The organism is Fictibacillus sp. B-59209 (genome assembly GCF_036216745.1).
Lineage (GTDB): Bacteria > Bacillota > Bacilli > Bacillales > Fictibacillaceae > Fictibacillus_C > Fictibacillus_C marinisediminis.
Window position 1 is genome coordinate 583,111 of the sequence record NZ_JARMMC010000018.1, and the last position, 17,875, is coordinate 600,985.

Annotated in this window: 23 protein-coding genes; 12 read left to right on the forward strand and 11 right to left on the reverse strand. The window is 42.8% G+C overall.

Annotated elements, in window-relative coordinates; all coding sequences use genetic code 11:
* Positions 1–131 precede the first annotated feature (131 nt).
* Positions 132–332 carry an EAL domain-containing protein gene (locus tag P4361_RS15825; RefSeq protein WP_328090004.1) on the reverse strand — a complete coding sequence of 67 codons (201 nt, stop codon included), beginning with the start codon at positions 330–332 and terminating at the stop codon, positions 132–134.
* Positions 333–551: 219 nt separating this feature from the next.
* Between P4361_RS15825 and P4361_RS15830 the strand changes: the two genes are divergently transcribed.
* The 3 genes from P4361_RS15830 to P4361_RS15840 are packed head-to-tail and all read left to right on the forward strand — an operon-like array spanning position 552 to position 3,093.
* Complete coding sequence (locus P4361_RS15830; RefSeq protein ID WP_328090005.1) at positions 552–1,331, forward strand: ABC transporter permease; 780 nt, start codon at positions 552–554, stop codon at positions 1,329–1,331.
* Positions 1,332–1,333: 2 nt separating this feature from the next.
* Positions 1,334–2,116 carry an ABC transporter permease gene (locus tag P4361_RS15835; protein WP_062231190.1) on the forward strand — a complete coding sequence of 261 codons (783 nt, stop codon included), beginning with the start codon at positions 1,334–1,336 and terminating at the stop codon, positions 2,114–2,116.
* Positions 2,117–2,130: 14 nt separating this feature from the next.
* Positions 2,131–3,093 (forward strand): ABC transporter ATP-binding protein, encoded by a 963-nt coding sequence (locus tag P4361_RS15840; RefSeq protein ID WP_328090006.1) that lies wholly within the window; start codon positions 2,131–2,133, stop codon positions 3,091–3,093.
* A gap of 62 nt (positions 3,094–3,155) precedes the next feature.
* Here the strand turns inward: P4361_RS15840 and P4361_RS15845 are convergent, their stop codons facing one another.
* The 4 genes from P4361_RS15845 to yidC all read right to left on the reverse strand — a co-directional run bounded on the left by P4361_RS15845 (position 3,156) and on the right by yidC (position 6,873).
* Positions 3,156–4,022, reverse strand: coding sequence for a patatin-like phospholipase family protein (locus tag P4361_RS15845; protein WP_062231185.1), 867 nt, complete (start codon positions 4,020–4,022; stop codon positions 3,156–3,158).
* An 81-nt stretch (positions 4,023–4,103) separates the two neighbouring features.
* The gene (locus P4361_RS15850; RefSeq protein ID WP_328090007.1) at positions 4,104–5,012 is read right to left on the reverse strand and encodes an N-acetylmuramoyl-L-alanine amidase; all 909 of its coding nucleotides are present in this window, start codon (positions 5,010–5,012) and stop codon (positions 4,104–4,106) included.
* Between the two features lie 172 nt (positions 5,013–5,184).
* Complete coding sequence (locus P4361_RS15855; RefSeq protein WP_062231181.1) at positions 5,185–5,964, reverse strand: Cof-type HAD-IIB family hydrolase; 780 nt, start codon at positions 5,962–5,964, stop codon at positions 5,185–5,187.
* 120 nt (positions 5,965–6,084) lie between these two features.
* Entirely contained in the window at positions 6,085–6,873 is a 789-nt protein-coding gene (yidC, locus tag P4361_RS15860) for a membrane protein insertase YidC (protein WP_082315963.1), read from the reverse strand.
* Between the two features lie 31 nt (positions 6,874–6,904).
* Between yidC and P4361_RS15865 the strand changes: the two genes are divergently transcribed.
* Both P4361_RS15865 and P4361_RS15870 read left to right on the forward strand, forming a co-directional pair.
* On the forward strand, positions 6,905–7,132 hold the full coding sequence (locus P4361_RS15865) for a hypothetical protein (protein WP_328090009.1): 228 nt from the start codon (positions 6,905–6,907) through the stop codon (positions 7,130–7,132).
* A gap of 304 nt (positions 7,133–7,436) precedes the next feature.
* On the forward strand, positions 7,437–7,643 hold the full coding sequence (locus P4361_RS15870; RefSeq protein WP_053354882.1) for an alpha/beta-type small acid-soluble spore protein: 207 nt from the start codon (positions 7,437–7,439) through the stop codon (positions 7,641–7,643).
* A 270-nt stretch (positions 7,644–7,913) separates the two neighbouring features.
* On the opposite strand, the gene P4361_RS15875 is transcribed toward P4361_RS15870, so the two are convergent.
* On the reverse strand, positions 7,914–8,435 hold the full coding sequence (locus P4361_RS15875) for an acyl-CoA thioesterase (protein ID WP_053354883.1): 522 nt from the start codon (positions 8,433–8,435) through the stop codon (positions 7,914–7,916).
* Positions 8,436–8,510: 75 nt separating this feature from the next.
* Entirely contained in the window at positions 8,511–9,449 is a 939-nt protein-coding gene (gnd, locus tag P4361_RS15880) for a phosphogluconate dehydrogenase (NAD(+)-dependent, decarboxylating) (protein ID WP_425590268.1), read from the reverse strand.
* Positions 9,450–9,538: 89 nt separating this feature from the next.
* Here gnd and sspL point away from each other — a divergent pair, with 89 nt between their 5' ends.
* From sspL to P4361_RS15910, 6 genes are all read left to right on the forward strand, one after another.
* Positions 9,539–9,673: a small, acid-soluble spore protein L gene (gene sspL / locus P4361_RS15885; protein ID WP_369795751.1), complete on the forward strand. Its 135-nt coding sequence runs from the start codon at positions 9,539–9,541 to the stop codon at positions 9,671–9,673.
* Positions 9,674–9,774: 101 nt separating this feature from the next.
* On the forward strand, positions 9,775–9,957 hold the full coding sequence (locus P4361_RS15890; RefSeq protein ID WP_248252246.1) for a hypothetical protein: 183 nt from the start codon (positions 9,775–9,777) through the stop codon (positions 9,955–9,957).
* An 84-nt stretch (positions 9,958–10,041) separates the two neighbouring features.
* Positions 10,042–11,001, forward strand: coding sequence for a helix-turn-helix transcriptional regulator (locus P4361_RS15895; RefSeq protein WP_328090010.1), 960 nt, complete (start codon positions 10,042–10,044; stop codon positions 10,999–11,001).
* Between the two features lie 78 nt (positions 11,002–11,079).
* Entirely contained in the window at positions 11,080–11,265 is a 186-nt protein-coding gene (locus tag P4361_RS15900; protein WP_053354887.1) for a cold-shock protein, read from the forward strand.
* A gap of 120 nt (positions 11,266–11,385) precedes the next feature.
* A complete protein-coding gene (locus P4361_RS15905) occupies positions 11,386–11,799 on the forward strand; it encodes a YtxH domain-containing protein (protein ID WP_053354888.1) in 414 nt (137 codons plus the stop codon).
* A gap of 153 nt (positions 11,800–11,952) precedes the next feature.
* Positions 11,953–13,353, forward strand: coding sequence for a LysM peptidoglycan-binding domain-containing protein (locus tag P4361_RS15910; protein WP_328090011.1), 1,401 nt, complete (start codon positions 11,953–11,955; stop codon positions 13,351–13,353).
* 61 nt (positions 13,354–13,414) lie between these two features.
* Here the strand turns inward: P4361_RS15910 and P4361_RS15915 are convergent, their stop codons facing one another.
* The 4 genes from P4361_RS15915 to P4361_RS15930 are packed head-to-tail and all read right to left on the reverse strand — an operon-like array spanning position 13,415 to position 17,221.
* Positions 13,415–14,383, reverse strand: coding sequence for a sugar phosphate isomerase/epimerase (locus P4361_RS15915; protein WP_328090012.1), 969 nt, complete (start codon positions 14,381–14,383; stop codon positions 13,415–13,417).
* Positions 14,380–15,444 carry a Gfo/Idh/MocA family oxidoreductase gene (locus P4361_RS15920; protein ID WP_328090013.1) on the reverse strand — a complete coding sequence of 355 codons (1,065 nt, stop codon included), beginning with the start codon at positions 15,442–15,444 and terminating at the stop codon, positions 14,380–14,382. The genes P4361_RS15915 and P4361_RS15920 overlap by 4 nt, the downstream gene beginning before the upstream one ends.
* On the reverse strand, positions 15,441–16,478 hold the full coding sequence (locus P4361_RS15925) for a Gfo/Idh/MocA family protein (RefSeq protein ID WP_053354892.1): 1,038 nt from the start codon (positions 16,476–16,478) through the stop codon (positions 15,441–15,443). The genes P4361_RS15920 and P4361_RS15925 overlap by 4 nt, the downstream gene beginning before the upstream one ends.
* 17 nt (positions 16,479–16,495) lie before the next feature.
* A complete protein-coding gene (locus tag P4361_RS15930) occupies positions 16,496–17,221 on the reverse strand; it encodes a ThuA domain-containing protein (protein WP_053354893.1) in 726 nt (241 codons plus the stop codon).
* 250 nt (positions 17,222–17,471) lie between these two features.
* Between P4361_RS15930 and P4361_RS15935 the strand changes: the two genes are divergently transcribed.
* A complete protein-coding gene (locus tag P4361_RS15935) occupies positions 17,472–17,699 on the forward strand; it encodes a hypothetical protein (protein ID WP_328090014.1) in 228 nt (75 codons plus the stop codon).
* The last annotated feature ends 176 nt before the right edge of the window (positions 17,700–17,875 follow it).

The window sequence follows — 17,875 nt, forward strand, 5'->3', positions numbered from 1 at the left end:
CAAAAAGGGGCTGCCTGAAGGTCCTTTCGACTTTCTGGACAGCCCCATCTGCTTTTCGGGCGCTTCATTTGTTACACAAATCTGCCGGCTCTTATCATCGCCAGCGATCCACCCCAAAGTCTATTCAACTATTATTTATTGCAAATGAACAGGGGGCCTTTCATGGGAAGAGGATCTGGTTTCCCGAAGAGATATCCTTGAACAAGATCAACACCGATCTCCTCGCAGTATTCTGCTACCACCTTCCGTTCAATCCCTTCTGCGATCACCTTGATTCGGTAGTCACGCGCTGTTTCCATAATCTGAAGCAGCTGCTTTTGCTGTTCACTCATGATTTCCTCTGACTCAACGATTGATCACAACCGCTGAGCCTTTCAAAAAAACGTATTTTTAGATAAATCGAAAATTTTTTTCATATTGTGAATCAAAGAAGGAATTGCTCTATAATTTCCACCAATTAAATTACTAGATAATTTACCTTATTGCTTCCATTCACATTATTTGCTATATTAAAAATCCTGTGCCAAAAAACCATAAAAAGGAGGATTGAGATGGTATACTGGCTTCTTTTCAAGAAAAGTTTTTCACGCAATATGCAATACCGCCTGTCCCACCTTATTAATAATGCCGCTTCAGCAATCTTCGGCTTTGTTTACATCGCCATATGGACAGGAGTACTGGCTGGAAAAGAACAAAAAAGTCCATACAGTATCATGGACATGACCTATTATATGGGGGCGAGCCAATGCATTCTGTGGATGACCGTATTTTTAACAGCTGGTCTCGGGATTCAGGCAGGCGTAAGAAACGGTGCAATCTCGTTTGAACTTGCAAGACCCACGAACTATTTTTTCTACATAACGAGCCAGGAGGCTGGAAGGATAGGGTATAACGCCCTCTTTAGAAGTCTTCCGATCGGCTTGATTTTCACCTTTACCGTCGGATTTTATACCCCAGAACACTTTCCGGTCTACGTATATACCTTCCTTTCTGTCATCTTAGCTGTCGGTATTTCATTAAATATATTTTATTTGATTGGAATATCATCCTGCTGGACAACTGAAATTTCATGGGCTCACTTTATTAACCTGACCCTGATGTTCTCCCTTGGGGGCCAGATGGTGCCATTGACTTTTTTGCCTGGACCATTGTCACAATTTGCTGGATGGCTGCCATTTGCAGGTGTGGTTTATTATCCTGTGATGATCTATCTTGAAAAAGCCAACAGCTCGGTTCTCCTTATTCAGGGTGGCTGGCTGCTCTTCCTGCTGCTGCTGAATCAGTGGATCACATTCCTTGCCCGGCAAAAGATTGAAATTCAAGGAGGCTGAGTATGAAATTATACATAAAACTCATCAGCGCCAGCATCCGTTCAAGAATGCAGTACAAAATGAATTTCATCTTCTCTATGGTCTCCTATGGCGTGATCATGATGATTGACTTTGTCCTTCTAGCCGCAATTTTGAATCGTTTTGATCAGATTAAAGGCTGGAATATTTATGAGGTGGGTGTTCTCTACGCGATTTCATCGATTTCACTTTCTTTGTACAGAACGATGGCTCCTGAAATCCACGAATTTGAGAAATATATGATAGAAGGAGAATTTGACAGTCTCTTGATTCGGCCAGTCTCTCCTCTCGTTCTGCTCCTTTCAAAAAATCTCGACCTCAGCCGGATTGGTGGTGTTCTGCAGGGTCTGCTTATTCTTTGCCTCTCCCTGTACGGACTTTCCAAGGAGCAGCAACTCGTATTTCTTATCGCTTATCTTCCCGTCATCCTTGTCTGCGGATGGCTCATTTCATTTTCTCTCGCTCTGTTTACGGCGACAATTGCGTTCTGGACACAGCGGATAAAAGATTTTCAGACGTTTACGCTCTATGCACCTTTTAATGCCGCAAACTACCCGATGAACATTTATCCCGGCTGGTTAAAGATCATCTTTTTCACGGTGATACCGGTGGCATTTATGAACTATGTACCTATGCTTTATCTTTTACATAAAGGAGGCAACCTGTACTTTCTGCTGCTTCCAGCTGCCGTGGCTGGCTTATTCTTTTGTGCCTCTTTGAAATTTTGGCATTACGGCATCAAATTTTATCATAGCACTGGAACCTGAGGAGGAATTGAACGATGATTGAAGCACATCAATTAAGAAAGAGCTTTAAAATATACAAATCAAAAAAAGGCATGCTCGGTTCCATGCTTTCGCTGTTTTCCGGGGAATACGAGGAAAAGAACGCCGTAGATTCTATCTCTTTTAAAATAGACGAAGGTGAATTTGTAGGATATATTGGCCCAAACGGCGCAGGTAAATCAACAACGATCAAGATGCTTTCCGGAATTCTCCATCCATCGTCAGGAGAGGCAAAAGTTCTTGGGATCAATCCGCAAAAGAACCGAAAAATGCTTGCTCAAAATATTGGCATTGTTTTTGGCCAGCGGACACAGCTTTGGTGGGATCTTCCTGTTATAGACTCGTTTGATATTTTGAAACACATGTACAAAATAGAAGACCGCCATTATCAAAGATTCTTGAAACACTATGATGATATCCTTGATATCAGCCAATTTCTTCAGACTCCAGTCAGAAAATTATCCCTCGGTCAGAGGATGCGTGCAGACCTTGCGGCGGCAATGATCCACAACCCGCCTGTCTTGTTCTTAGATGAGCCAACCATCGGCCTTGATATTGTAGCTAAGCATAAAATCCGGGAGTTCCTGCAGGAAATGAATAAATCGGAAAATAAAACCGTCGTCCTTACCACACACGACATGGACGACATTGAACAGTTATGCAGCAGGGTCATTGTCATTAACCAGGGAAGGATGGTATTGGATGGATCTTTGGAGGAACTGCGTAATCATATTGGTCTTCCCAGTATTCTTACCGTCACCTATGAACAACCACCTGAACTGCAAGTGGTTTATGGTATTGAGAGGACAGAAAGTAACGGCCGTGAATGTACCGTCTTGTATGATCGCTCTAAAATTTCTTCACCAGCTCTATTGCAGGAGATCTCAAAGTGGGGCACTCCACTCGACATACAGATGAAAGAACCGGATATAGAAGAAGTGATTCAGAACATTTACTAATGCAAACACAAAAGACGGATGTGAGACTGCTTGTCTCTCATCCGTCTATCCGTTTTTGTGCCTTAATGTGTCTTTTCCAAAAGAAGCCATTCTTCCAGCTGTTCATAGACGTTCATCGCATCTTCAATTCCCCGTTCATATAGGGCGTGGAGCTTTACAGGATTGCGTTCTGCTCTTCCTACATCCAGCTTCTGCTTTGGCCTGATTACAAATACTTCATTTTTCTTCTCAAGTTCTTCAATATAATCCAATGTTTCATTGTAATGTTTATAACGGTTCAGCAAAACATCAGACATCCCCGGCTGTGATTGGTATACCCTTCTCGCCAGCCATTCCATTTTTGTTTTACGTTTTCTGTAGCCTTCATTCTGTGTTAAAACAATGACGTTCCTTTTGTTTCCGTCTGCTTTTGCCTTTTTGACTGGAATAGGGTCAGCCACTCCGCCATCCAGCAGTTTTTTTCCATGGTACTCGATGACAGGTGCCATAAACGGTAAAGATGCGGAAGCTCGAAGAACGGTAAGAATATGCTCTTGATGATCCGCCTTTTCAAAATAAACCGGCAGTCCTGTCTCACTGTCAGTCGTTCCGATCACGAAACGTTCTGTCGCACGTTCAAACGTTTCAAAATCAAAAGGGACATGTTTCTTGGGAATTTCATCAAAAATCAAGTCCATCCCGAAAAGCCCTTTGCGTTTCAACAATAGATTTTTATAAGAAATGTACTCTGGATGTCGTACAAAATCGATATTAACAACCCGGTTTCTCCCTCTTTGCCTTGAAAGATAGGAGGTGGCATTGCAGGCCCCGGCAGAAACGCCAATGACATAAGGAAAATACAATTCCTTGTCCATAAAATAATCAAGCACTCCTGCTGTATAAACGCCCCTCATTCCCCCGCCTTCCAGGACAAGACCCGTTCCTTTCATGCTGTGATACCTCTTTTCTCTATAATAGTTCACTATATGTAATATTTTATCAAAAGGCCAATAAAATGCTCTGCACTTTGGCTATCTTTGATTAAAATAATTTTCCAGCCCATTTACGATTCCGCTTACCGCATTCTCCTGAAAGCCTTGTGTTTCTGCCTGCAGCTCGTCTTGCCGGTTCGATAGAAATCCTAATTCAATTAGGGCTGCGGGACGCTGGTTCTCCCTTATTACATAATAATCTCCGAATTTCGCCCCTCTGTCCTTCAGGTTTGTTCCACCGTTTAATATTTCCGCCTGGATGGATTGAGCAAGTTCTTGATCTCCTGATTTATTATAAAAGGTAGATAATCCGCTCACATCCGGGCTAAGAGATGAATTATAATGAATACTGATAAAAGCATCCGCAAACACAGACTCGCTTTGGAACACTCTGTTCGCCAATGAAAAATAATCATTATTCATCCTGGTCATCATAACAATGGCTCCAGCCGCTCGCAGTTTTTCTGCTGCAAGCAAACCTGTGCGAAGCGTCAGTTCTGATTCCAGAGTAGAATGGAACGCCCCTTTTGCTCCCCTGTCAACACCGCAGTGACCCGTGTCAATTACAATCCGCTTACCATTAAGGCTACCACTCCGGTAAGCTTCTTGTGTGCTAAATGAACGATTCGCTACGACATTCCATATTCCTGCTTCGTAATGCTTCTCTCTATTTCCAATTCCTCTCTTTTTTAAATAAACAGCGGACACCCATCCTGTTTTACCGTGAAATTCAATATGCGCCCACCCATTTCTTTCGGAAAGGACTGACAGTATTTCCCCTCCTCTTACGGACCCAATCACTGGAGCAGAGATGGAATCAATTTTCCTGACGTTCAAATGATCAGCAGCGACAAATGCTTCTGCATCTGTGCTCGCTTGAAGTGCCGGTGGACTCAGTGTTTGGCTGATGCACATCAGCATGACAATACCGATCTGTACTTTTTTCACAGTTTCTTCAGCCCCATTCATTTTTTAAAATGATATGGAGAATAATTCTACAGCCTATTAATGAAACCTTCTCTCTGCCAGAATGACACAAAGGTTCCTACAGGCTGCCCAATTTCCTTTTTTTATGACAAGAAAGCGGACAAGCTCTAAAAAGCTCTGTCCGCCTCACATTCTATATTAGGCCTGCATGTTTTAAACCGTGCCAAATCCCATCTTCACCAACTGGTTTCGTAACATAATGGGCTGCTTTTTTCGCTTCAGGCCTTCCGTTGCCCATCGCAATCCCCATACCTGATGATTGAAGCATTTCGATATCATTTAAGGCATCACCGAAAGAAAACGTATCTTCTCGTTTTATCGTTGTGCGTTTCAGAAGTTCTTCAATCCCTTTTGCTTTAGAACCTCCAAACGGCATTACATCGATCGCGTGGTGATGCCAGCGGATAAAATCAAAGGTTCCTTTATAATCATTTCTGTACGGCTGCTCAAACTCTTCATCACAAAAAAGAAGCGCCTGATAAACATCATTGCTATGATAGTAAGTCTCATCGAACGAAGGATATTCAGTTAGTAAATGTTTCGTACTTTCATATACCACATCAGCGTATTCATTATTGGTCGTTGCTTTTGCGTGATCCAGGAAAACAAGAGGATGTTCCGATTGGACAGCAAGCTTTTCAAGTTCCTTCAGCCTTTCTACATCCAGTGTTGCTTTGTAGATGACTTCTCCCTTGAAAACAACATACGACCCATTAAAGCTGATAAACGAGTCCATTTCGAGTTCCTTCAATAAGTGTGCAAACATAAAAGGCGCCCTGCCAGTTGCTATTCCGGTATGAACACCGTTCTTTCGAAGCTGATGGAGGGCTTCCTTTGTGGAATCCGGAATTCTCCCTGTACTTTCATCGATCAGTGTTCCATCAATATCAAAAAATACCATCTTTTCTCTCATATCTATCACTCCTTATCCTCTTTCTATGATGAATTTCCGCCGTTAATCTGTCAACTAAGTACAACAAAGACGCTTCACCGTAAAATAGAAGAACTCTCCAAAATGGAGAGTTCTTTCGAATTAAGAATTTGAATTGGCCGTCGTTTGAATATTTTTCCGTTTTCGATTGATCACAATGCTTTGAACCGTCATGAAGATGTTACCGACAATCCAGTACATGGGCAGTACTGCAGAAAGCCTCCAGGCAGAAAAAACGATGATCATCGGCATAATGTAGCCCATCATCTGGATCTGGGGATTCACTTGCTCAAGCTGTCTATTGATTATCTTATATTGAATAAACGTGGTAATAGCCGCAATAATCGGCAGAATGTGTGTTGGATCGGGTGTACCCAGGTTAAACCATAAGAAATTATGTGCCGCGATTTCTTTCGTCCGTATAATCGCATAATAGAATGCCAGCAAAATCGGCATCTGGATCAGCAAGGGCATACATCCCATAGACACGGGGTTAACACCATGCTTTTGGTAAAGGGCCATAACTTCCTGCTGCATTTTTGTTTGAGTTTCTCTGTCTTTGCTTTTATATTTTTCTCGAATCCGCTTCATTTCCGGCTGAAGCTCTTTCATTTTTTGCTGATTTTTTGTCTGGGAAAGTGTAAAAGGCAATAAAATACAGCGAATAATGATCGTCAAAAAGATGATAGCCAGTCCATAATTTCCGTTAAAGAAGGTGGCCACAAACTGAATCACTTCTGAGAAGGGATAAACAAAATAATGGCTCCATACCCCGTGGCTCTGTGCGTTAACAGGTGCTCTGCTGCAGCCTGCAAGTACCCATATTCCTAATATCATTGTAAAAAATTGTAATCCGCGTGTAAGTCCTGATCGTTGTTTCTTTCTGTTCATTCCATTTCCTCCTTGTTGGTTTTGCGTCTGAGTGATTCAACAAGAAGGAGTGGCTGTCATTATCATCTGGTGCTTCTTTCCGGTATTTCCTGTGTGTTATATGATTCCTTATAAAACAGAAGTTTTGGAACAGACTTGGATTCAATCGTATCTTAAGTGTTCTGTTCTGATCGGAAATCTTCAGCTGGCTCCTTTTCTTTATCGTTTCTGGGCACTGCATTATGATATGTCTGCTGATACCAAGCAGAGCCAGTGTTAATCCCAATGAAATCAGCATAACGTCCATTTCACATAGCAGTTCAAATATCGGCTCGATCGGACTCACCCCCTTTTGTTAACAGTATACCCTCTTATGGCCTAAAATGATAGTGAACATCAAGTGACGGTAGAAAGTCTAAACACAAATAAACGCCGTGTGGGAGGTCATCACGGCGTCTAATCAAATATAGGGGGATAAGATACTATACGAAAATACGAATGAAACGTGACTCCAAAAAAATTTTCTTTTTCATGCATATTTTCAAAGTGGTAATACAAACTAGTAGTACAAGGAGGTGATACATATGGCACGTAACAACTCTTCAAACGAACTAGTAGTAGCTGGTGCTCAACAAGCTCTTGACCAAATGAAGTATGAAATCGCTTCTGAATTTGGTGTGCAACTTGGACCCGACACTTCTTCACGCGCTAACGGATCTGTTGGTGGTGAAATCACTAAGCGTCTTGTACAAATGGCTGAACAACAACTTGGTGGCGGATTCCGTCGTTAATCTTAACTCTCCCAAAAGCGAAAAAGGGTGGGACAATCCTCCACTCTTTTTTGCATGGCAAGAAAAGGGCAAGCTAAGGTCCGACCAGCGCTGGTGCCAAGCATTGCATCCAAAAACCAGCCTGCAATCTGCAGACTGGTCTATTATCATCAGCTATGAAAGATTAAAAATAATAAGCCAGGGTTCTCGTATCCCTGGCTGGAAAAAGGTAACTTTATTATAACATGACGAAACCAGATTTATAAAGAAAAGACTTTCACAAAACAGATTTTAATATTCCCATGGCTTTTGCGTGCCGAATTCTTCAGCAAGTTTTTTACTGCTTTCCCTTCTTTTTCTCCGGTTGACAGCCCGTTCCTCTGCACCTTGATGAAGCCACTTTTCCTCTTCAGACTCTGGAATAGCTTTTGGCACTGGCGTTGGTTTACCATCTTCACCCAGTGCGACAAACGTCAAAAAGGAAACTGCACAAACCTTTCTCTCGCCTGTAAATAAATTCTCAGACGTGATTTTTACAAAAACCTCCATCGACGTTTTGTGCGTCCACGTCACAAAAGATTCCAGGCAGACTGAATTTCCTACTCTGATTGGATGCAAAAAATCGACCGAATCGGTTGAGGCGGTTACCACATTGCAGCGTGCATGGCGGATCGCTGATATCGCAGCCACATCGTCAATATATGCCATCAGTTTGCCGCCAAACAAAGTTCCATGATTATTCGTATCCGGCGGAAGAACCACACTTGATTTTACTGTTCTGGATTCTCGAACAAATTTCTCATTTAATTTCATGCTTTTATATCACACTCCTATGTACCATTATATGAAAAAAACCTCTGCAATAGGGCAAAGGTTTTGTAAAAGGTGCTATTTCTTTACAACATCATGTCCGCCGAACTCGTTTCGAAGAGCCGCCACCACTTTTCCGTGGAAAGTGTCATCCTCGAGCGACCTGAACCTCATAAACTGAGACAGAGCAATAACTGGGGCTGTAGCCTGATAGTCAAGCGCCGCCTCAATCGTCCAAATGCCTTCTCCTGAAGAATTCATCACACCCCGTATATCTTCAAGTTTCGGCTGTTTGGAAAATGCGTTCTCCATTAGTTCCATCAGCCAAGAACGGATGACTGATCCATTATTCCAGACCTTTGCGACTGCTTCATAATCATAGTCAAAATCACTTTTATCCAGAATTTCAAACCCCTCCGCGATCGCCTGCATCATTCCGTATTCAATTCCATTATGCACCATTTTTAAGAAATGACCGCTTCCTGCTTTTCCTGTTTTCATAAAACCGTTTTCTATTGAAATTTTTTCATAGAGCGGAGCAACATAATCCACGGCTTCTTCATCCCCGCCGACCATGACACAAACACCATGGCGTGCTCCTTCAGTACCTCCGCTCGTTCCGCAGTCCACTAAATGAATTCCTTTTTCTTTTAATTCTTCGTAACGTCTAAGTGTATCCTTGTACTTTGAATTCCCTGCGTCAATGATGATGTCGCCTCGGTCCAGATATGGTACCAGTTCACTGATCACACTGTCTACAGCAGGGCCTGCAGGAACCAATAAAATAATCGCCCGGCGTCCGGTAAAACCCTTTGCTAAATCTTCAAGTGTCTCCACCCCGAGTGCACCTTTTGAAGAGATTTGATCTACCGTTTCTTTATTGGTATCATAAGCAATCACCTTAAAATCATGATCAATCATATTCTGTGCAATATTAAAACCCATTTTCCCCAGACCCACTAATCCGATTTCCATATGAATCACATCCTCTTCATTCTTTGACAATGCCTGCTTCATTAGTTATTCCACAATTAATACTCCTTTAACCTGAAATCAGCGAATGAATCTCCTGAGGTTGGCAACGCTAAAAAATGGGAGGTGATCATGTGACGAAGAAAAGCAGTGGTAAGGGCCAGGCTGCCAGCAGTGTAACACCTCAAGGAAAAGGTGATACTGAATTCGCAGCAGATCCGCAAACCAAGCTTGAAAATGCAGCAAAGAAAAGCAATACGAAAAGATAGAACATTGATCCTGACAAAATGCACAGTGTGATGCTTAACGCTCGTGCATTTTGTCATGTGTGCCCTTATACTTTCCTTATAAAAAGAAATGAGGGGTTTTGATGAAGAACAGAATCATAGAAAACAGAAGTTCGGCAAAAACCTTCCTGCAAACAACAGGATCCCTGCTCTTTATTGCAGGCATTCTGGGTTATTCCGGTAAGCTTTCTATGCCCGCCTATCTGTCTTACAGCGCTGCTGGTATTGGGATTTTGTTAACAATTGCCAGCGCTTTCAAAAAGTAATCCTCAATTTTATGTAAAATGTCTTGATAGTTGAACGATATATAAACTAGAACAACTATTTTAAATATGATTGAGGATACATCCATGGCTAAGGTTAAACGGCATGAACTACTATTATTGTCCATCAACAAGAAAAAACGCTTTACATTAAAAGAACTCGCAGAAGAATTTAAAGTTTCAACCCGAACCATTCAAAGGGACCTGCTTTCCCTGATGGATATGGGACTGCCAATTGTGTCTGAATTCGGTCCCCACGGAGGATATAAACTTGAAAACGAAAGAATTCTGCCGCCAATCGGTTTTACAGAGTCTGAGGCACTTGCTTTCTTATTTGCTCTGCAGCCCTACAAAAAGAGCCTATCGTTCCCTTTCAGAAGGGAAGCTGTCTCTGGGCACGATAAATTTATCAACTACCTTCCCGATGATGCAGTCAAAAGGTTCGAAGAAATTCAAAAAAGATTGCTCATCCACCTGCCTTCCTACCCTGATCCCGTACCTTTCTTGCCTCTTTTTCTGGACGCATCATTGGAGCAGTGCCTGGTCACCGCGCACTATGAGCTGGGAGGGAACACCAAGCTCGGCAGACTTCAGCCAATCGGGATCTATTGTGACTGCGGCAGCTGGTACAGCCCCTGTTACAGCCATACAGAGAACGAATTTCAAGTGATTGATTTAAAAGATGTAAAACAAGCAGCAATTCAAATTGAACATCAAGCTTTAATGGATTTCTCAGAAGTGACGATCACGAATTGGCCAGATCTTCTTCCGCCTTCCAAAAAGCTTCAGTTACATATTAAATTAGAAGGCGAAGGCATTCAGAAGGCTTTGAGACATCCCTCTCTCTCTTCTCATGTCATACAAGAGACCGATGACAGCGGGCTCATTTCTATGTATATACTGACAAATGATATTCACAGATTTGCAGAATTAATATGGTCCCTCGGCAGCGATGCCCTGGTCGTACAACCGGCTGAAATCGCAGAGATTATACGGAAAAAGACGGAGCTCATGAGCAGAAACTATGAACGGATTCAAACCTTTTAAAAAGTTTGAAAGTCTTTTTACTCATAAAAGTTGCCAAAAAGGAGTATAATGTAAGTATTACACTTAAGGGGGATACCCATGGCCTTTTTTTCCAAAAACCCGATCGAACCAGTTCCTGACGTAGAAACGAAAGTATGGGCATGTGAAAATGAGGAGTGCACATGCTGGATGAGAGCAGATTACTCTCTGCAGGAAACACCAAAATGCCCGATTTGCAAATCAAAGATGGCTCAAGAAATCCGCATGCTCCCCGAGCTAAAATAAAGATGAAACAGGATCATATTTAAGTCCCTGGACTTATAATATGATCCTTTTTTCTTGCTATTCCCTATGTTTATCGATAAGTCCATCCGGGTATAGAAGATGAAAAGGAGGAATTCGACAATGAACAATCAAACAACGAAAACAACTGACACCAAAGACAAAACCAACTTTACCAAAGGTGTTCTTGTTGGGGGGCTGGTTGGAGCCGCAACCGCTCTATTACTGACTCCAAAATCCGGAAAGGAAATGCGCCGGGATTTATCCAATCAAACATCTAATCTAAAAGAAAAAACGATCCAAATGAAGGACGAAGCAAAATTGAAAACTCGTCTGGGAACAATGGCTGGGAAAGAAAAGGCTTCTAACATGGTGGGAAGCGTGAAAGATATAACCAGTCAAATGACTTCTCAAGCTAAGGAAAAGATTAATTCGATGAAAAACAAAAATGAGAATTCGGCTGTTTCACCAACCACTCAAAACGATCCCGAAATACCACCTTCTCCTGAGGCATCTAAAGAAACACTCGGAGAATAATACAAACTATAGCCCAGCTCTTTAGCAGCTGGGTTTTTTTATGTTTTTTTCACGCGCTCCTCTATCATCTCTTTCTTTTTAAGAGTGTATTCTTCATAATATCTGTTCTCTTTTAATACATTAGGTAGAGATATATTATGGGGGGGTGTTGATATGCACATCCATGTGGTTCAGCAGGGTGACAGCCTATGGGGTATTGCCCATCACTATGGTGTTGATCTTCAAGTCATCATGAACGAAAACGATGTAAGAGATCCCAATTCACTGGTTATCGGCCAGGCACTGGTGATCCCTCCTCCCTTTCCGCGCTATCGTGTACAGCAAGGCGATACCCTGTATTTAATAGCCGGCCGATGGGATACCTCCGTTCAAGCCATTGTGGACCGGAACAATATAGAAAAGACGGCTTATATTTATATAGGCCAAGAACTCATCATCCCCGTCCATGTTGTGCACCCAGGCGACAGTCTGTATGTGATTTCCATGAAGTATGGCGCAAGCATTCAAGGAATCGCCGAAGAAAATAATTTATCGGCTGCACATATTATTTATCCCGGACAAAAACTGACCATTCCTTTCGAGAGGCCGGTAAAAGAAATCAATGCCTACATCAGCAGCTATACCCCCGCTATTCAAAAAGAAATACATTCAAAAGGAAAATATTTAACGTATATTACGCCTTTCAGCTATACCATCAACAAGGACGGGACACTTAACCCTCCAAAAGACGAAGTCGTCCTTCCCGCAGCCAAATCAGAAAGCATTTCTCCTTTAATGGTAGTGACCAACTTTCAAAACGGGACATTCGATACTGAACTCATCAGCGCTGTTCTTTCGGACACCAGCATTCAGAGTAAACTGCTTAACACTATTCTTTCGGTCATGAAGAACAAGGGATATAAAGGGGTTAACTTCGATTTTGAATACATTAGCCCTAACCAGAGGGAAGCTTACAACCAGTTTCTAAGGCGGACCGTATCCTTATTTAAACCTCTTGGATATATCACATCCACCGCGCTCGCTCCAAAGCTTAGCGCAGGACAAAAAGGAATTCTCTATGAAGCTCATGATTATCGGGCACATGGTGAAATCGTAGATTTTGTCATTGTTATGACGTATGAATGGGGATGGATCGGCGGCAAACCGATGGCGGTTGCACCTTTAAGCGAAGTAAAGAAAGTCCTGGAATATGCATTGACTGAAATACCAGCTAACAAGCTTGTCATGGGTGTCCCTCTGTATGGCTATGATTGGAAGCTGCCTTTTGTTCAAGGAACGTATGCTCAGACTGTCTCTCCCCAAGAAGCGGTCGACCGGGCTCGACGTTACGGAGCATCGATTCAATATGATGAGAAGGCTCAATCGCCCTTTTACAATTATTATGATGGAAGCGGCGCCCAGCATATCGTATGGTTTGAAGATGCAAGGAGCATAAAAGCAAAATTCACCACAGCCAAACAGTATCAATTAAGAGGCATCAGCTATTGGCTTTTGGGGCCAGCATTTCCTCAGAACTGGTATGTTCTTCAAAATGAGGTCAAACCAAAAAAATAGAAAAGCGCAATATTCTTACAAAAAAGCAGCTAGGCGTGTAAATGGCCTGCTGCTTTTTATGCTAAACCCACCACATATCTGCAGGAGTTTCTTCAATCATCACATCATTTAAATTTTTCACCGCGCGGGCAAATCCTTCGTTTATGGACATAAGGGGATCCTCATGCTCAATGCTGACCACATAGTCATAACCATAGGTACGAAGCGCGCTGATCATATCGGACCATTCCTGTACGCTGTGTCCGCATCCTACTGAACGGAAACTCCACGCACGGGATTGAACTTCACCATACGGCTGCATGTCAGTCAATCCATATAAGTTCACATTATCCTGATCAATATAAGTGTCTTTGGCATGGAAATGATGGATAGCATTCTCTTTGCCTAGTATTTTGATAGCCGCTATCGGATCAATCCCCTGCCACCACAGATGGCTTGGATCAAGGTTGGCACCAATGGCATCACATGTTTTTTGACGAAGTTTCAACAATGTGTAAGGAGTATGAACGAGGAATCCCCCATGCAGTTCAAGGCCAATTTTTACGTTCTTGTCCTTGGCATACTGTCCCCACTCATGCCAGTAAGGAATCAGTTTTTCTTCCCATTGCCATTTTAAGATGTCGCCATATTCATTCGGCCAAGGTGTAACCGGCCAGTTTGGGTATTTCGCTCCTTCATGATCCCCAGGTACGCCTGAAAAACAGTTGACGACAGGCACTCCTAGCAGATTAGCAAGATCGACGGTTTTAACAAACGTGTCATGAGATTGACGGGCAAACTCCTGGTCAGGAGAGAGCGGATTTCCATGGCAGCTGAGAGCACTGATCGTTAGATCTCTTGATTTCACCTGATGGAGAAAATTCTTTCGTTTCTCTTCACTGTCCAAAAGTTCATCTAAGTTGCAATGTGCGTTTCCCGGGTAATTCCCTGTCCCGATCTCCACGGCCTTAACGCCGGCTTTCTTCACATGATCGAGCATTTGTTCAAACTGCATATCTGAAAATAATACGGTAAATACACCTAACTTCATTGACTCTCCACTTCCTTTCGATAATCAAGTTTAACGCTGCTCCCAGTAAGGCTGCTTTTATAGATGGCTTCAATAAGCATAGAGACCATTCGTGCTTCCTCCGGCTTGACGACCTGTTCAGCCAGGCCGAGACAGCAGTCTACAAAATTCTCCGCCTGCGGATTTCCAGGGTTTTCATCACCTGGAATAAAGGATGCCTCAGAATTAAGGAGCATGCCGTGTTTTGCCTGATTCAAGTGAAAAGGAAAAACATCCAGCCCGCCTTTTTCACCAGAAATGCTAACATTCTCCACATCATCTTTAATGTTGGCTGACCATGAGGTTTCTAATAAAAGAGACGCACCGTTTTCAAAACGGATGTACCCTGTTACATGGTCATCCACTTCAAATGTTTTATGGTCAAACTCACCCCAAAGATTAACTTGGTCAGGAGTACGGCTCAAAAGATTATATTGAGAGCCCATGACTTCCACAGGAACAGGATTGCCCATCAGCCATAAGGACAAGTCCAGCAGATGACAGCCATAATCGATCAGGCTTCCCCCTCCCTGCAATTCTTTATTTGTAAAGACTCCCCAGCCTGGAACCTTTCTTCTTCTGAGCCCCTGGGTTCTGATGACAAGCGGCTCGCCGATCTCACCTTCTAGCATCACCTTTTTGGCAGCCTGGGCATTTTTCATAAAACGATAGTGATAAGCGATGGAAAGAATTTTGCCTGATTCTTTTGAAGCCTGAATCATCCGGTCACATTCTTCGGTAGACAGCGCCATTGGTTTTTCACATAACACATGGACACCGGCATGGAGTGCCGCTACCGCAATTTCTGCATGAAACTTGTTTGGAGTTGATATGATTACGGCATCAATGTGAGGAAGCATCTCATGATAATTCTCATACACAGATGGAATATCATACTTCTCTGCAATCTGTTCAGCACGATGAACGTTTAAATCACTTACACCCGTAATCACTGCCTTTTCAGCTAAATTTTGAATGGCTGGAATATGCCTTCCTTCAGCGATTCCTCCGACCCCAATCAAGCCTACTTTTAGCAGATTCATGCGAGCACCCCGTTTTCGAGACTCACTGTCTTCTTCGTTTCGCTTGCTTTTAGTGCAGCAATAATGACAGCAAGAGACCGTTTTCCTTCTTCTCCGGATACAGCTGGCTCTGTGTCGTTCAGGATGCAATCTGCAAACTTGCCGATCACGCGTGAATCATTCTGGCCCCCTGAATCATTCGTCTGAATCTGGCCCAGAGAGTAGTTTACAGTTGAACCATCTTTGTATTGAGCGATCAAAGAATACTCAGGGCTTTCCTCGAGGCGCAAAATTCCTTTCTCTCCATAAATAATAGTAGAGTTGTCCTCTTTTGAGACATAGGACCAGCTCGCTGCAAGTGTTCCGATCACTCCGCTTGCTGTTTTTAATATACATACCGCTGTATCATCTACGGTAGCGTTTTTCTTTGAAGATGTTTCCACAAAAGATGCCACTTCATCCACTTCTTCACCTAATATGAAGCGGATCAGATCTGTTTTGTGAACACCAAGGTCTCCCATCGCTCCGATAAATGCTTTTTCTTTTTTGAAAAACCAGCTGTCCGTGCCTTCTGCGCTCCATGTTTCTGGCCCAGGATGTCCGAATGCTGTTCTAAAGCTGTAAACCCTGCCCAGTTCTCCACCAGCGATCAATTCCTTCGCTTTTTCATGAGATCGGACAAAACGCTGATTATGAGCGATCATTAGTTTTTTCCCGTTTTTCTCACTGGCAAGGATCATTTGCTCTGCTTCCTCAAGTGAAGTCGCCATCGGTTTCTCGCATAAAACATGCTTGCCGCTGTTTAATGCAGCAACGGAAATGGGCGCATGAAGGTAATTGGGTGTGCACACACTGACAGCTTCAATTTCAGGATCATTAAGCAGATCTTCATAAGAATAGTACGCTTTTGCACCGTATTCTTTGGCAATGTGATCCGCTCGTTCATGATTAATGTCGCATACTGCTGCAATGATGGTTTGTGAATTGTTTTTATACTCTGGTAAATGTCTGTGCTGAGCGATGCTTCCGCATCCAATGACTCCAACTTTAATCATCCTGTCTTCCACTCCTTTTAGTTTTGATTGGCACCAATTGCTTCAAGAGGTTTTGCATTCCCGTAAACCGGTTTATCGCTTCCTGCAGGTTTTGCCCATTGAACGGCATTTAAAATGACCTTTTGTACATCGGCATTATGATAGGTAGGATAGGTTTCGTGTCCCGGACGGAAATAAAAAACTTTTCCTTTCCCGCGCTTGTATGTGCACCCGCTCCTGAACACCTCTCCGCCTTCAAACCAGCTGACGAAAACCAGTTCATCAGGAGCCGGGATATCAAAATGCTCTCCGTACATCTCTTCTTGAGGCAACTCAATATATTCACTGATTCCAGAAGCAATCGGATGGGATGGATCGACTACCCATAGACGTTCTTTTTCATCTGCTTCCCGCCATTTCAAATCGCAGGAAGTGCCCATTAGTTTTTTAAAGATTTTTGAGAAGTGTCCAGAGTGAAGGACAATTAATCCCATACCATCCAGAACACGCTGATAAACGCGCTCTACTACTTCCTCTTTTACTTCATCGTGTGCTATATGTCCCCACCAGACAAGAACGTCTGTCTGATCAAGAGTCTGCTGGCCTAACCCGTGTTCTGGCTCATCAAGAGTTGCGGTATCTGCGTCTACCCCTGCTTTTGATAAAAATTGCTGGATGGCACCGTGAATTCCTTCAGGATACACCGAGCGTACAGCCGGATTTTTGTTCTCATGGCGATTTTCATTCCAGATGGTAACCTTCATTGCGTTCCACTCCTTCTATTTATGTAAGAAATAACCTCTTCTGTTTATAAGTAAACGTTTACGTATCAGACGAGGTAGAACCTTTATACTTTTCAGAATGTAAACGTTTACCTATATTTTACGGCACATTACTCGTTTGTCAAATGTTAAAATACAGTAACTTGAATTTATTTTCATCGGCAGCAGGTTTTAAAATCCTGATAAGGGCTATAGTTACCATACAGTCTCATTTAAAGGAGAGAAACATATAATGGATAACCATAAAAAACAAAAGGAATTGCTTGATCGAAACGACAAAGAGAATGCCTTTAAACAGAGCCAGGAAAAACAACTGGAGCGGGATCAGCTCGTCATGCCTGCTGATGAACTTCCGTTAGAAGATTTTGAAGATGAACAAAATGAGGAAAGAAATAAAAAAGCTACAAAGAAAACTTCGTCATCAGAAAGAAAACTAAACCCTCCTGAGGGTGATCGTTAATTCTCGGAGAATAACGTAATCCTAATTATAAAATGGGGCTGTCCAAGAAGTCTGTAAGCTGTTGATTTCCGTTCCAGGCTGCTCGCTTTCCGCGGGGCGTGCGGTGAGCCTCTTGGTGCTAGCACCGGCGGGAGTCTCACCTGTCACGCTAGTCCCGCAGGACAAGGAAAGCTTCG

Coding starts and splice junctions, on each gene's coding strand:
- P4361_RS15835 (WP_062231190.1), top strand. CDS start 1,334: ATGAAATTATACATAAAACTCATCAGCGCCAGCATCCGTTCAAGAATG.
- gnd (WP_425590268.1), bottom strand. CDS start 9,449: ATGAAGCAGGCATTGTCAAAGAATGAAGAGGATGTGATTCATATGGAA.
- P4361_RS15910 (WP_328090011.1), top strand. CDS start 11,953: ATGCACATCCATGTGGTTCAGCAGGGTGACAGCCTATGGGGTATTGCC.
- yidC (WP_082315963.1), bottom strand. CDS start 6,873: ATGAACAGAAAGAAACAACGATCAGGACTTACACGCGGATTACAATTT.
- P4361_RS15870 (WP_053354882.1), top strand. CDS start 7,437: ATGGCACGTAACAACTCTTCAAACGAACTAGTAGTAGCTGGTGCTCAA.
- P4361_RS15825 (WP_328090004.1), bottom strand. CDS start 332: ATGAGTGAACAGCAAAAGCAGCTGCTTCAGATTATGGAAACAGCGCGT.
- P4361_RS15905 (WP_053354888.1), top strand. CDS start 11,386: ATGAACAATCAAACAACGAAAACAACTGACACCAAAGACAAAACCAAC.
- P4361_RS15920 (WP_328090013.1), bottom strand. CDS start 15,444: ATGAATCTGCTAAAAGTAGGCTTGATTGGGGTCGGAGGAATCGCTGAA.
- P4361_RS15845 (WP_062231185.1), bottom strand. CDS start 4,022: ATGAAAGGAACGGGTCTTGTCCTGGAAGGCGGGGGAATGAGGGGCGTT.
- P4361_RS15875 (WP_053354883.1), bottom strand. CDS start 8,435: ATGAAATTAAATGAGAAATTTGTTCGAGAATCCAGAACAGTAAAATCA.
- P4361_RS15930 (WP_053354893.1), bottom strand. CDS start 17,221: ATGAAGGTTACCATCTGGAATGAAAATCGCCATGAGAACAAAAATCCG.
- P4361_RS15855 (WP_062231181.1), bottom strand. CDS start 5,964: ATGAGAGAAAAGATGGTATTTTTTGATATTGATGGAACACTGATCGAT.
- P4361_RS15915 (WP_328090012.1), bottom strand. CDS start 14,383: ATGAAGTTAGGTGTATTTACCGTATTATTTTCAGATATGCAGTTTGAA.
- P4361_RS15935 (WP_328090014.1), top strand. CDS start 17,472: ATGGATAACCATAAAAAACAAAAGGAATTGCTTGATCGAAACGACAAA.
- P4361_RS15830 (WP_328090005.1), top strand. CDS start 552: ATGGTATACTGGCTTCTTTTCAAGAAAAGTTTTTCACGCAATATGCAA.
- P4361_RS15925 (WP_053354892.1), bottom strand. CDS start 16,478: ATGATTAAAGTTGGAGTCATTGGATGCGGAAGCATCGCTCAGCACAGA.
- P4361_RS15895 (WP_328090010.1), top strand. CDS start 10,042: ATGGCTAAGGTTAAACGGCATGAACTACTATTATTGTCCATCAACAAG.
- P4361_RS15890 (WP_248252246.1), top strand. CDS start 9,775: ATGAAGAACAGAATCATAGAAAACAGAAGTTCGGCAAAAACCTTCCTG.
- P4361_RS15840 (WP_328090006.1), top strand. CDS start 2,131: ATGATTGAAGCACATCAATTAAGAAAGAGCTTTAAAATATACAAATCA.
- P4361_RS15900 (WP_053354887.1), top strand. CDS start 11,080: ATGGCCTTTTTTTCCAAAAACCCGATCGAACCAGTTCCTGACGTAGAA.